A 13,056-nucleotide genomic window follows, 5' to 3' on the forward strand; every position below is an offset into this window, starting at 1 on the left:
CATACGTCTCGCACAAGGGTTCATCCTGCCATCTGCGAGCCCACTCGTCAGAGAACAGCGGCCAGACGCGTTCCCTGATCGATGGCCCGTTTGGCGTCCAGCTCCGCCGCGACGTCGGCGCCGCCGATCAGATGCACCGGTACCCCGGCCGCCCGCAGGCCGTCGGCGAGGTCGCGCACCGGCTCCTGACCCGCGCAGACGACGACCGTGTCCACGTCGAGCACACGCGGCTTGTCACCGACGGTGATGTGCAGGCCGTCGTCGTCGATCCGGTCGTAGGTGACCCCGGTGAGCTGCTCGACGCGTTTGGCCTTCAGCGCCGCCCGGTGCACCCAGCCGCTGGTCTTGCCGAGTCCCGCGCCGATACCGGACTTCTTGCGTTGCAGCAGGAAGACCTGCCGCGGTGACGGCTCGACCTTCCGCTCGGTCAGTCCGCCCGGCGCGTGCTCGGGATCGGTGACGCCCCATTCGGCCATCCACGCGTCCAGATCGAGCGCGGGGGAGGTGGTGTGCGTCAGGAACTCGCTGACGTCCACGCCGATCCCGCCCGCGCCGATCACCGCGACCTTCCCGCCGACCGGCTTCCCGTGTTTGACGACGTCCACATAGGACAGCACCTTGCGGTGGTCGATCCCTGGCAGCGACGGCACCCGCGGCGCCACACCGGTGGCCAGCACGACCTCGTCGAACCCCGCGTCCACGATGTCGGCGGCGGTCACGCGGGCGCCGAGGCGCACCTTGACGCCGGTGACCTCCAGCCGTCGCTTGTAGTACCGGATGGTCTCCGCGAACTCCTCCTTGCCGGGGATCTTCCGCGCGATGCCGAACTGGCCGCCGATCTCGTCGTCGGCCTCGAACAGCTCGACGGCGTGCCCGCGTTCGGCGAGGCCGGTCGCGGTCGCGAGCCCGGCTGGACCCGCGCCGACGACGGCGACGCGTTTGGTCTTGCGCGTGGGCGACATGGTCAGCGTGGTCTCGTGGCCCGCGCGCGGATTCACCATGCAGGAAACCGGTTTCCGCTTGAACGCGTGGTCGAGGCAGGCCTGGTTGCAGGCGATGCAGGTGTTGATCTCGTCCTCGCGCCCGGTCTCGGCCTTGCGGACCCATCCGGGGTCGGCGAGGAACGGCCGCGCCATCGACACCAGGTCCGCGTCCCCGCCGGCCAGCGCCTCCTCGGCGACCTCGGGCATGTTGATGCGGTTCGACGTGACGACCGGGATCCCGACGTGCGGTTTGAGCTTCCCGGTCACCCAGGTGAAGGCCGCGCGCGGCACGGACGTCACGATCGTCGGCACCCTCGCCTCGTGCCAGCCGATGCCGGTGTTGATGATCGTCGCTCCGGCCTCCTCGACCTCTTTGGCGAGCGCGACGACGTCTTCCCAGCGCTGGCCGCCTTCGACGAGGTCCAACATGGACAGTCGATAGACGATGATGAAGTCCTCGCCGACCGCTTCACGGGTGCGACGCACGATCTCGACGGCGATCCTCCGCCGGTTTTCCGCGCTGCCGCCCCATTTGTCGGTGCGCTTGTTGGTCCGTTCGGCGAGGAACTGGTTGATGAAGTAACCCTCGGAACCCATGATCTCGACACCGTCGTAGCCCGCTTCCTTGGCGAGGAAGGCGCAATCGGCGAACGCGCGGATCTGCCGCAGTACGCCGTACCCGGACAGAGTCCGTGGCTTGAAGGGGTTGATCGGCGCTTTGATACCCGACGCGGAAACGCTCAGCGGGTGGTAGGAATACCGGCCCGCGTGCAGTATCTGCAGGGCGATCTTGCCGCCCGCCTCATGTACCGGATCGGTGAGTTGCTTGTGCGCCTTGGCTTCCGCGCGGGTCGAGAGCTTCGACGCCAGCGGCAGGAGCCAGCCGGTCCGGTTCGGCGCGAACCCGCCGGTGACGATCAGCCCGACGCCACCGCGGGCACGTTCGGCGTAGTACTCGGCCAGTTGCGGGAAACGCGCTTCCTTGTCCTCGAGGCCGGTGTGCATCGAGCCCATGATCACCCTGTTGCGCAGGGTGGTGAAGCCGAGATCGAGAGGGGACAGCAGGTTCGGGTACTGGCTCATCGCTGGTCCTTACGCGTCGTGGTGGAATGCCTGGAGGACTTCCTCGAGCCACTCGACGTGACCCTGTTCGGTTCGGATTCCTCCGCGCAGCACGAGGAACTGGTGCAACGACTGTCCATTGAGGACGCTGGGGTCGGGGAAGTCGTGCTTCTCGATCAGCAGGTAGGCGTCGAGCCTCGCCGCGTGCGCGTCGCGGTGCCGGGTGATCTCGGCGGCGACGGCGCCGGGAGCGCCGAGCGTCGCGCCGCGGATCTTGACGGCGAGTTCCCGCGCCGAGGCGGCGGGATCGGGTTCGGCGAGCCAGCGGGCCAGTTCGGCCCGGCCCGCGTCGCCGACGGTGTAGACCTTCTTGTCGGGCTTCCCGGACTGCGCCACATGGTCGACGGCGACCCAGCCGGCGTCCTCCATACGCTTGAGGACGCGGTAGATCTGCTGGTGGGTGGCGTTCCACCACAGGCCGATGGACTTCTCGAAGCGGCGCGTCAGCTCATAGCCCGAGCCGGACCGCTCGGACAGCGAAACCAGGATCGCGTGCTCCAATGCCATGCACCCAGTTTCATATGCACCTAGTTGCACTGCAAGGCGACACGCGTCACAAATACATGAAGGCCCCCTTCCTGTACCTAGGCGCAAGGAAGGGGGCCTTCATGTACTGCGGTGCTACTTAAGGCTTGCGGGCGATCCCGCCGATGACGCGGGACTCCGAGGGGTTCGCGGCGAAGACCGTCTTCTCGTCCGGGTGCCACGCCGGCGCGTAGACCAGGCCCGGCTCCAGCAGCGGCCAGCCGCCGAAGAACCGTTGGAACTCGGCCATCGTGCGCAGGAAACCGGGGTTCGTCGTGGTCTCGTAGTAGTCGAGGATGTCGAGCAGAGCCTGCCGCTCCTCGTCGTTGGCCGGGTTCTCGTTGGTCATCTGCGAGAGCACCAGCAGCGAGCCCGGCGCGAGCCGGTCACGGTAGAAGGCCAGCAGCCCGTCCGGGTCCTGCTCGTCCTTGATGAAGTGCATGACCGCGTTGATCACCAGCGCGATGGGCCGCTCGACGTCGACCATGCCGGAGTCCATCACCCGGTTCCAGAGGTCCTCGGGGTCGAACAGGTCCGCGGCGATCGCGTGGTGGCGGTCCGGGTCGGCGGTGTCGGCGAGCAGCAGTGTCGAGTGCGCGAGCGCGATCGGCTCGTTGTCGATGTAGAGGACGTGCGTGTCCTCCTCCGGCCGCGCCTCGTCGGCGACCTCGTGCACGTTGCCCGCGGTCGGCAGGCCGGAGCCGATGTCGACGAACTGCCGGATGCCCAGTTCCGCGCAGTGCCGCACGGCCCGGCCGAGGAACTGCCTGCTGGTCGTGCAGTAGTCGCCCATGAGCGGCAGGCGTTTGCGCACCTTCTCGGCGAACTCGCGGTCGATGGCGTAGTGGGTGTCGCCGCCGATGAAGTAGTCGTAGACCCGCGCCGCGGACGGTCGGTCCAAGCTGTTCTCGACGGCCTTGAGCGCCGCGTCGTGATCGATCATCGTCATCCCTTTGTCCGCGCCGGAAATCCCATGCTAACCGGCCGGGACGTAGGCCTCGCGGTAGGCGTTCACGGATTCGGTCAAGCGATCGAGTTCCGCGCGGGCGCGGGCGAGCCCCGCGGTGTCGAGGCCCATCGCGTCGCCGATGATCGCCGGGATCCCGCTCGCGCGGTCCCGGAGCCGGACGCCGTCCTCGGTCAGGCTGATGCGAACGGACCGTTCGTCGTCGGCCCGCCGGTCACGCCGGACCAGTCCGGACCTCTCCAGTCGCTTGAGCAGGGGGGACAGCGTGCCGGAGTCGAGGTTCAGCACGGTGCCGAGTTCCTTGACCGGCCGCTCGTCCTCCTCCCAGAGCGCGAGCATCACCAGGTACTGCGGATAGGTCAGGCCCAGATCGTCGAGCACCACGCGGTAAAGCCCGGTCACGGCGCGCGATGCCGCGTAGAGCCCGAAGCACAGCTGATCGTCCAGGCACAGCGATCCGGCGTTGTCTGTCGGCATCGGTCCTCCTCGTCCCATGGTGCGTCGATCATGCCTCAGCCCGCCACTTGAGTGCGCCAGATCTCCTTGAGGACATTTTAGTTGTGCACAATTTAGTTGTGAGCTACTTTCGTGCCATCGACTTCGGATCCCAGGAGGCAGAAATGACCGCCAACCCGCACGACCTGACCCTCGAACCGGCCGCGCAGGCCTTCGTCGAGGCCACCGCGAACCCGCCGTTCCTCTTCGAGTTGCCGCCCGCGGAAGGCCGCAAGGCCGTCGACGAAGTCCAGGGTGGCGACGTCGAACTGCCCGCCGCGGACGTCGAGACCACGCACGTCGACGGCGTCGAGGTCCGTATCGTCCGCCCGGTGGGCACCACCGGCCCGCTGCCCGTGATCGTCTACATCCACGGCGCCGGCTGGGTTTTCGGGAACTTCCACACCCACGAGCGCCTCGTCCGCGAATTGGCCGTCGGCACCGGCGCGGCCGTCGTCTTCCCCGAATACGACCGTTCGCCGGAGGCGCGCTACCCGGTCGCCATCGAGCAGAACTACGCCGTCGCGAAATGGGTCGCCGAGCACGGTACCGAAAACGGGCTCGACAGCACGAAGATCGCCATCGCGGGTGACTCCGTCGGGGGGAACATGACCGCGGCGCTCACCCTCATGGCGAAGCAGCGCGGGGACGTCGTCTTCCGTCAGCAGGTCCTCTTCTATCCGGTCACCGACGCGAACTTCGACACCGAGTCCTACCGGCGGTTCGCCGATGGCTACTTCCTCGCCCTCGACGGGATGAAGTGGTTCTGGGACCAGTACACGACCGACCCGGCGCAGCGCGCGGAAATCACCGCGTCGCCGCTGCGGGCGAGCCTCGACGAGCTGGCCGGTTTGCCGCCCGCGTTGGTGATCACCGGGGAAGCCGACGTCCTGCGTGACGAAGGTGAGGCGTACGCCGCGAAGCTGCGTCAGGCCGGAGTACCGGTGACGGCGGTGCGGTACCAGGGCATCGTCCACGACTTCGTCATGCTGAACACGCTGCGTGAAACGCACGCCGCGGAAGCGGCGATCAACCAGGCGATCGGGGTGCTGCGCACCGCTCTCGAAGGCTGAGTAGCCCAGGACACGGTTTGTCCAGGGTGACACGCGTCACCCTGGACAACACTTCCCGGCGGTCGCACGTCTCTTGATCCAGATGTGGGACATGGGGTGCACGGCCCCTGCCGGGGAGGAACACGATCGCCATGGGACTGGGACTGAGTGCCATCCGGCTCGACTCCACGCTGAACCTCGTCATCGTCGTGGTGCTGACGCTGCTCGCGATCATCGCCGTGCCGTTCCTCTGGGAACGCTGGCGCCGCAAGGTGCTCGGCCGCAGCACCACGATCCTCGTCGCGGTGGTGCTGATCGTGGTCAGCACCGGGATGGGCGGGAACATGATCGGCGGGTTCTTCCCGACCGCCGGCGCGCTGTTCGGCACCGGCGTGTACTCGGGGGAGAGCGTCGACGCCGTCGCGAGCCAGAACGGCTCGGACCTCGACAAGCTGCGTGACGCCGGGGCGATGCGGGCCAAGGAAGGCAAGGGCTCCGTCGTGCACATGACGGTGACCGGGAAGCGCACCGGCCTCACGCGCGACGTCTCGGTCTACTTCCCGCCCCAGTACTACGATCCCGCGTATCGGGCGCTCAAGTTCCCGGTCATCGAATGGATCCCGAACTACCCGTCCGGTCCGGAAGTGGTCTCCGGACCCTACGAGATGCCTGCCAAGCTCGACGCGGCCATCGCGAAGCACGTGCTCCCGCCGACCCTGGTGATCATCCCGGATCCGACCGGGAAACCGAAGGTCGGCCACGACACCGAATGCATCGACCAGGTCAACGGGACCGCCAACGACACCTACCTGAGCGCCGACATCCGCGACTGGGCGATCGAGCGGCTCGGCGCCAATCCGCAGCGGAAGGCGTGGACGATGGCGGGCTGGTCCTCGGGCGGATACTGCGCGATGAACCTGGTGACCCGGCACCCGCAGTGGTACGGCCAGGCGGCGAGCGTCAGCGGGTACTACAAGGCTTCGGTGGACGCGGAGACAGAGAACCTGTTCAAGGGCAGGCAAGACATCGTGGACGCGAACACGATCACGGTGAACATGCGGAAGCACCCGTCGCCGGTCGACATCCTCGCGATCGCCGGGGACAAGGAAAGCTTCGAGAGCTTCTCGATCGACCAGCTCCAGGCCGCCGTCCGCGCACCCGCGACGCTCTCGTCGTGGCGGATCCCGGACGCCGGGCACAACATGAACACCTTCAAGGCGCAGGTTCCCGACGTGCTGGCGTGGATCGGCGCGCGGACCGTGCCGCCGAGCGCGCCGCAGGACAAGAAGATCATCTCCAACGGCGGTGTCACCCCTTGGCCCCTGCCCAACACCGGCGCGAAGGGCGCGCTGGTCGACGTCGTCGAGTGAGCTTGGCGCGGTAAGCCTTGGGGTACAAGCGAAGACGGGCGGGTGTTCACGGTCGTCGACAGTGGGTCATTCCGGGTTCAGCGCCGGGACCAGCGCTTTGACCACTTCGGTCACTCGTTTGCCGCCATTGGCGTAGGTGGTCGACGTCGGCTGCGAGGTCAGGACGACGACGATGTGGCGATCGCTGTCGCCGACGACACCGGAGCTGTGCAGGATCCGGGAACCACGGCAGCACGCCCAGCCCTGCTTGATCGACCAGGGACGGGTGCCGACGGCGTCCGGAACGCCGAAATACTGGCGAACCCCGTCGGAGCCGCTTTCCATCGCGCCGCTCAACGCCCGCATGATCGTCGTCCGCGTTCCCGCACTGGTCTGGTCCAGCACGTAACGGTAGATCTTCGCGACGTCCGCGGCGGTGATCCGGGTGTCACCCCAGCGGCCGGGATCCTCGGGCGGGCGGGTGCCGCCGAGACCGATCTTGGCCGCCCAGCGGGTGACGATGACAGGACCGCCGTGGTCGGACCACAGCCTGCTGGCGATGCCGTCGTCGCTGACCGAAAGCATCCGCTGTACGGCGCCCGGAGATCCGCCCGCTTGAAGGGTTTCGAGCGCGATGAGGAGCTTCACGAGCGACGCCGAAGTGTAAGAACGTTCCGGTTTAAGGGAAACGGTGTTCTTCTTGGCGACACGGTCGTAGACGACCACGCTCACCTGACCGTCGGGGACGAGCCCCGCGAGGGTCTTCGGATCGAGTTCCAGCGAGGGCTTGCCGGGCACGGCCGATTTCGACTGTGCCGGTGTGGCCGAGGGCTCGGCCGGCGCTGATTCGACGGTCATCGTCGCGACACCCGATGCCGCGTCGGCGACCATTGTCGTATCGGAACGCGACGGCGGAACCAGCAGCATCGCGATGATGGCTCCCAGGCACAGCCCCGCCAGGAGAAAGACTCCGCTTACCTTGCCCACACGACTTATTGGTCATATCACCCATTCGTGTTCCCGGCTGGGCCGTTCGTGTGGCGCAGGTCTCGTTTGGCCGTGAGTTCTGTGACGACTTGACCCCGCGGTGTCGCCAGGGATCGTCTTTCCGGTTTGTCCGGGAGGTCACCGGGGTATGTGACTCCCAGCGTGACTTTAGGTGGCCAACTCTGGAAGGCGGAGCAATGGCACGTGCACAACGCGCTCGTATTCGGACGGCGGGGCTCCAGCCCGCGCAGGTCCTCGCCGGGCTGGCGAGCCTGGCCTTCCTGGTGTTCGGGATCGTGGGATTCACCAGGACCGGGTTCGCCAATTTCGTCGGCCGAAACGACGCGACCGTTCTCGGGTTCTCGGTGAACCCTCTCTACAACCTCGGGTTCGTCCTGCTGGGCGCGCTCGGGCTGCTGCTGACCTTCGGCTCGGGCCGGTCCCGGGTGTTCGGTTTCCTGACGTTCGCCGCCTTCGCGGCGCTGTTCGTCTGGGGTCTCATGATCGCCGGGACCGTTTCGACGAACCCCGTCTCACAGGCGGGCAACCCGTTCAACCTCAACGGGCCGGACAACTGGCTGCACCTCGGCCTCGCCGCGCTCGGTCTGGTGATCGCGTTCCTGCCCGCGCGGCACAAGGTGCTGCTGCCGGAGGACGAAGAGGAGACGGTGGTGCCGGGCCGGGCCGACAGTGCCACGGTCGTCGAACCCGTCCCGGAGGATTCGCGACGGCCGAAGCACGGGAAAAACCCGGCCGTCGCTCATGATGAGCGACCGCCGGGCCTCGCCCGCTAGATCAAGGGCTCAGTAGCCGTATTCCGAACCGCCGGACTGGGCGGGAGCGCCGTCTTCCTTCTTGGGGGCGGCGTTCCCGCTTTGGGCCGCCCTGCCCTTTACCGGCGCGGTGCTCTTGCAGCCGGCGGGCTCGATGACGAACCAGGTACCGCCGACGCCGTGGCCGTTGGCCTCACCGGCGTTCGCGTCCTTGGCGTAGCGGTAGACGGCCCAGCCGCCGACGGTGACCTGCGTGGTGCCGTCCGCGCGTTTCACCGTGCCGAGCAGCTTCTGCTCGATGCCTTCGAGTTGGACGTCGCCCTCGGCGAGTACCGGCGGCCAGGTCTTGGCGCAGTCACCGTTGCAGGTCGGCTGCTTGTTCTTCTTGTCCTTGGTGAACATGTAGAGGGTGAAGCCCTCCTTGTCCACAATGGCCGGTCCGATGCCGTCGACGTCGCTCGCGACCAGCTTCGTCGCACCGTCCTTCTGCTCGGCCGGAGCCTCTTTGGCGGCCTGGCCCGCCTTGCCGCCCTTGGCATTCGCGGCGTACCAGGTGCTGCCGACGCCCTGTCCCTTCGCCTCGCCGGCCTTGGCGTCCTTGGCGTAGCGGTAGAGCGCCCAGCCGCCGACGGTGACCTGCTTGCGGCCGTCGGCGCGGGTCAGCTCGCCGACCAGGGCCTGGTCCACGCCTTCGATCTGCACTTCGCCGTCGGCGAGCACCGGCGGCCAGGCCTTCGCGCAGTCACCGTCGCAACTGGACTTCGGTGGTTTCGCGCTGTCCTTGTCGAAGCGGTACAAGGTGAACCCGTCCTTGTCGACGAGCACCTGACCGAGATCCCCGGCTTCGGCCACGGCGACCTTGGTCTCACCCTTGGCGGCGGGGGCGTTCCCGCCGGCGCCGGCGACCGCGGCAGCCGGAGCGACGGCGGGTGCGGCGGTCTCGGTGCCACCCGAGCAGGCCGACAGCAGCGCCAGGCCCGCTGCCGCAGACGCCGTTGCGCCGACGAAACGCTTGCGAAGCATGGGATTTCTCCTTGTTCGTAGGGGTTCCGCGGCTTGGCGCGGTGAGCTTGTACCCCCTACACGGGCCCCTCACAGGACCGGTTCAAGGAATCTTCGGATTTTCTTCACAGTCGTCCAGCGCGGCGTCGGTGAGTGCCCCGGCCGAGCCGGTGTAGTTCGCCGGATTCAGCAGGTCGGCGAGGGATTCCGCAGGGAGGACTCCGGTTATTTCGGTGAAGTCGCAAAGAACCTCACCGAGGGCCCGGTCCTGCTCCAGAGCGAGCCGGGACGCGTGCCCGAGGATCTCCTTGGCCCGAGCCTTGCCCAGCAGCGGGGCGAGCACGGTCGAGAGTCGCTCGGAGACGATCTGGCCGTGTGTGAGCCCGAGGTTCTCGAGCATGCGGCCGTCGTTGACGACCAGACCGCGGACGAGTTCGGCCGCCGTGTGCGCGGCGCCGCCGGTCAGGCGCAGGCACTCGCGCAGCAACTGCCACTCGGCGTGCCACGCGCCCGCCGAGCGTTCGTCCTCGGAGACCATGGCCTGGGTGACGCCGGTGGCCAGCACCGGGACCTGGAGCGCGGCCGAACGGATCAGCGTCGCCAGCACCGGATTGCGTTTGTGCGGCATCGCCGAGGAACCGCCACGGCCCTCGCCCGCGGGTTCGGTGATCTCGCCGACCTCGGTCCGCGTCAGGAACTGGACATCGACCGCGATCTTGCCGAGCGCGGCGGCGGTGAACGCGAGGGCGGCCGCGAGGTCCGCGGTCGGGGTGCGGAGGGTATGCCAGGGGAGCGTGGTCTCAGCGAGACCGGTCTCCGCGGCGAAGGCCGACTGCAGCCGCTGCGGATAGCCGTCGGGCAACTCGGCGAGGCGCGCGTACTCGGCGTACGCGGCTCGCGTGCCGGCCGCGCCGCCGAGCGAGACCGGGAGGACGACCCGGTTCAGCCTGTCGAGCGCGTCGAGCGTCAGCCGCCGCCAGCCCGCCGCCTTGAGCCCGAACGTGGTCGGGACGGCGTGAGCGGTGAGGGTGCGGCCCGGCATGGTCGTGTCGCGGTGCGCGCGGGCGAGATCCCGCAGCGCGTCCGCGGTCGTCTCAAGGTCGGCCGTGAGAAGGTCGCGTGTCCGCGTGGCGACCAGCATCATCGCGGTGTCGAAGATGTCCTGGCTGGTGGAGCCGCGATGGACGTACTCCGTACCCGCCGCCTCGGTCAGTTCCCTGACCAGTCCCACGACCGGGTTCGCTGTCTCCCGCGCCGCCCTCGCCAACGCGACCACGTCGATTTCGGCCGACGCGGCGGCCTTGGTGATCGCGTCCGCCGCGGCCCGCGGGATCAGCCCGGTGCGGGCCTGCGCCCTGGCGAGCGCGGCCTCCGTATCGAGCAGGGCCCGCACCCAGGCGAGATCACCCGTCGCCGCCTCGGCGGGCGTACCCGCGCGGACCGGGGAAAGGAGGCCGGAATCGGGATCGGCGTTCATCGGCCCAGCATCGCACTTTCGTCGTTCAGCGGCCGGTCCTCCCGTCGATGCGCTCGCGCAGCAGGTCCGCGTGGCCGTCGTGCCGCGCGTACTCGGCGATGTGGTTGGCCAGCAGCCACCGCAGCGAGAACGGCTCACCGTCGCGGCGGCTCTTGCCCACGTCGTCGAGCGAAGCGGCCGCCACGATCTCCCGCGACCGCGCGCACTCCTCGCGCCACGCGGCCCACGCGGCCTCGACGTCGCCACCCGTGTCGTCGAAGTCCTGCTCAGGCCACTCGTCCGAGTAATAGAGCATCGGGACGTCCTCACCCGCGAACTGGATGCGGAACCACCAGCGCTCGACGCCGGTGAGGTGCCTGAGCAGCCCGTGCAGCGACAGGGTCGACGGATCGACCGACCGCAGGGCCATCTGCTCCGGCGTCAAACCCTGGCACTTCAGCTCGAACGTGTGTCGATGCCAGTCGAGTACCGACGTCAGAGTCTCGCGCTCGCTGGCCGTGCGCGGCATCTTCGGCCGGTCACCCGACCAGTCGACCGAGTAGTTCTCCTCGGGGATCGTGTCCATCCCCCGACCCTGGCAGAGACCCCCGACAATTCCGTGGCGCTTCAGCGGCAACCCCGCCATCCTGGTGGCCGGCGGCGATCTACTAGACTCGTCGGCACGGGCCGTTAGCTCAATTGGTAGAGCTGCGGACTTTTAAACACCTGGTTTCCATAACGCTCTACGTGCGACTTTCTGGCAATCTGCGTTCTACCTGCCGCTTCTCCATTTAGGTCTGGCAGATCTGCATATTTGAAATTCATGCAGTGCTCCGTCGGTGCTCCTGTGTCGCAGGGTTGCTGGACGACCTTGCCGCACGTCGCAGGAACTTATTTTTCGTTCCGTGGTGGCCAGAGTTCCCATTTGTTGGCGTTGCCGCGCCGGACGGTGGCGTCGGGGTGCTGTGCCTTGAGTGTGGCGAGTCGACTCATGATCTGGTCGATGGACAGGCCGGAGGGGATGACGGCGAGGGGCTTCGGCTTCGGTGGCTCGGGCTTCTTCCGGTTAGCAGCGAGTTGGCGGAGGAGCTCGACGGTTTGACGGCATTCGTCGAGGTACTGAGGCCAGGCGTAACAGTGGCCTTGTGGCAGGACGTTTGACCGGCTGTGGTGCCAACTGGAAGGTCTGTCGCAGTCCGCGCACATGTTCGCGACGTCGGGTTCGGGAATGATTTCGTGCTCTTGGCGGGCTTGGTCTTCGCGGGCGATAGTGGCGCGGAGCTCGCCGCGTTCGGCACGGTCGGTACTGGCGTCATACTTCGCGCGGAGGTCAGCAATGAGCGAGCGACGCCGTCTGACTTCGGTGTGCCGCCAACAGGAGAACCCGACACGGGTTAGGCGACGTCGTTCGGCAGGGAGCCAGCCGTGCCGGTCGATCACAGTCTCGGGGTCACCTACCAGACGACGCAGGTCATCAAGCGCGTCGGGTTCGATTGGCAGATACGGACGTCCGTCATACTCGAGCAGCTTGAGTCGTGCTTCGTCGCGGGCTTGGTCGTAGTGTGGAATTCTGGCCAGGCGCTGCTGGTCCTCGCGTTCGCCGCGTGCGCTTGATTCCGCGCGTTCCTGGTCGAGCCACGCGATGGCCTCATCCTCGTCCCACTGGTGGAAACCGGGCTCGGCGCGGTCCCATTGACCGAATACGGTCATGGCGGCGCGGAGCTCGGGCTCGCGTTCTTCGCGAATCCACGGATTCCAGATGGTGTGACCGAGGATTTCGACAACGGTCGTGCGAGCGGACACGAATTCGTCGAATGTGACGGTGGTGTCAGAGCCCGGTTTCCACAGCATCCCGTCGTGTTCAAGCGGTTCCCCATCCCACACCACCGGGTTGTGCCCGTCGGCCGACTTCGCCAGCAGCCTGTGGTCGTGGTAGGCCGGGTGGTCGGGGTGGTGGCCATGGTCACGGTAGAAGCGGCCAGACTCGGTCAGCCAGGCGTCCCACCCGGTTGAAGTACGTTGAGCCCTGATGAGGCCGCGGTCGCGTAACGCGGACATCGTGCGGGGATGCGCCACCTCACGTGCCACCGCGGTGGCGGCTTCGCTGATCTGGTTGAGCAGCGTGTGCTGCCGGGTGTTCAGCGCAGCCCATCGCTTCACCGAGAAACATCCTTCCTCGCTCGCATGCAACCCAATCGGGCGTGTTCACTCGGATGCCGCATCATGGCGACGCTCCACGGTCGGAGCACATGCGAAGTGGCCCAGATGGTTGATCCGACTCCAGGCTTGACGCTGGGGACCGAGGTGGGAGCGTACGCCGCTGCCTCCTTCCCGCGTCATTGACG

Annotated in this window: 12 protein-coding genes; 3 read left to right on the forward strand and 9 right to left on the reverse strand. The window is 67.5% G+C overall.

Annotated features, from left to right (window positions below):
- Window positions 1-47: 47 nt before the first annotated feature.
- The 4 genes from ACM6LR_RS27825 to ACM6LR_RS27840 form a co-directional block, all read right to left on the reverse strand.
- Window positions 48-2,066, reverse strand: coding sequence for an FAD-dependent oxidoreductase (locus ACM6LR_RS27825; protein WP_414944820.1), 2,019 nt, complete (start codon window positions 2,064-2,066; stop codon window positions 48-50).
- Between the two features lie 9 nt (window positions 2,067-2,075).
- Window positions 2,076-2,612, reverse strand: a complete 537-nt coding sequence (locus ACM6LR_RS27830) for a PadR family transcriptional regulator (protein WP_414936220.1) — start codon at window positions 2,610-2,612, stop codon at window positions 2,076-2,078.
- Window positions 2,613-2,730: 118 nt separating this feature from the next.
- Complete coding sequence (locus tag ACM6LR_RS27835) at window positions 2,731-3,579, reverse strand: SAM-dependent methyltransferase (RefSeq protein WP_414936219.1); 849 nt, start codon at window positions 3,577-3,579, stop codon at window positions 2,731-2,733.
- A gap of 27 nt (window positions 3,580-3,606) precedes the next feature.
- Window positions 3,607-4,074 (reverse strand): MarR family winged helix-turn-helix transcriptional regulator, encoded by a 468-nt coding sequence (locus tag ACM6LR_RS27840; RefSeq protein WP_414936218.1) that lies wholly within the window; start codon window positions 4,072-4,074, stop codon window positions 3,607-3,609.
- A gap of 143 nt (window positions 4,075-4,217) precedes the next feature.
- Between ACM6LR_RS27840 and ACM6LR_RS27845 the strand changes: the two genes are divergently transcribed.
- Complete coding sequence (locus tag ACM6LR_RS27845; protein ID WP_414936217.1) at window positions 4,218-5,165, forward strand: alpha/beta hydrolase; 948 nt, start codon at window positions 4,218-4,220, stop codon at window positions 5,163-5,165.
- A 131-nt stretch (window positions 5,166-5,296) separates the two neighbouring features.
- A complete protein-coding gene (locus ACM6LR_RS27850; RefSeq protein WP_414936216.1) occupies window positions 5,297-6,514 on the forward strand; it encodes an alpha/beta hydrolase in 1,218 nt (405 codons plus the stop codon).
- 66 nt (window positions 6,515-6,580) lie between these two features.
- On the opposite strand, the gene ACM6LR_RS27855 is transcribed toward ACM6LR_RS27850, so the two are convergent.
- On the reverse strand, window positions 6,581-7,480 hold the full coding sequence (locus ACM6LR_RS27855) for a hypothetical protein (RefSeq protein WP_414936215.1): 900 nt from the start codon (window positions 7,478-7,480) through the stop codon (window positions 6,581-6,583).
- A gap of 197 nt (window positions 7,481-7,677) precedes the next feature.
- Here ACM6LR_RS27855 and ACM6LR_RS27860 point away from each other — a divergent pair, with 197 nt between their 5' ends.
- Window positions 7,678-8,274 (forward strand): DUF4383 domain-containing protein, encoded by a 597-nt coding sequence (locus ACM6LR_RS27860; protein WP_414944821.1) that lies wholly within the window; start codon window positions 7,678-7,680, stop codon window positions 8,272-8,274.
- Between the two features lie 9 nt (window positions 8,275-8,283).
- Here the strand turns inward: ACM6LR_RS27860 and ACM6LR_RS27865 are convergent, their stop codons facing one another.
- The 4 genes from ACM6LR_RS27865 to ACM6LR_RS27880 form a co-directional block, all read right to left on the reverse strand.
- Entirely contained in the window at window positions 8,284-9,276 is a 993-nt protein-coding gene (locus tag ACM6LR_RS27865) for an SCO0930 family lipoprotein (protein ID WP_414944822.1), read from the reverse strand.
- Window positions 9,277-9,358: 82 nt separating this feature from the next.
- On the reverse strand, window positions 9,359-10,732 hold the full coding sequence (pcaB, locus tag ACM6LR_RS27870; RefSeq protein ID WP_414944823.1) for a 3-carboxy-cis,cis-muconate cycloisomerase: 1,374 nt from the start codon (window positions 10,730-10,732) through the stop codon (window positions 9,359-9,361).
- Window positions 10,733-10,757: 25 nt separating this feature from the next.
- Window positions 10,758-11,297: a DinB family protein gene (locus ACM6LR_RS27875; protein WP_414944824.1), complete on the reverse strand. Its 540-nt coding sequence runs from the start codon at window positions 11,295-11,297 to the stop codon at window positions 10,758-10,760.
- 305 nt (window positions 11,298-11,602) lie between these two features.
- Window positions 11,603-12,871: a hypothetical protein gene (locus tag ACM6LR_RS27880; RefSeq protein WP_414944825.1), complete on the reverse strand. Its 1,269-nt coding sequence runs from the start codon at window positions 12,869-12,871 to the stop codon at window positions 11,603-11,605.
- Window positions 12,872-13,056: the final 185 nt, after the last annotated feature.

The organism is Amycolatopsis sp. cmx-11-32, from assembly GCF_047608695.1.
Taxonomy (GTDB): Bacteria; Actinomycetota; Actinomycetes; order Mycobacteriales; family Pseudonocardiaceae; genus Amycolatopsis.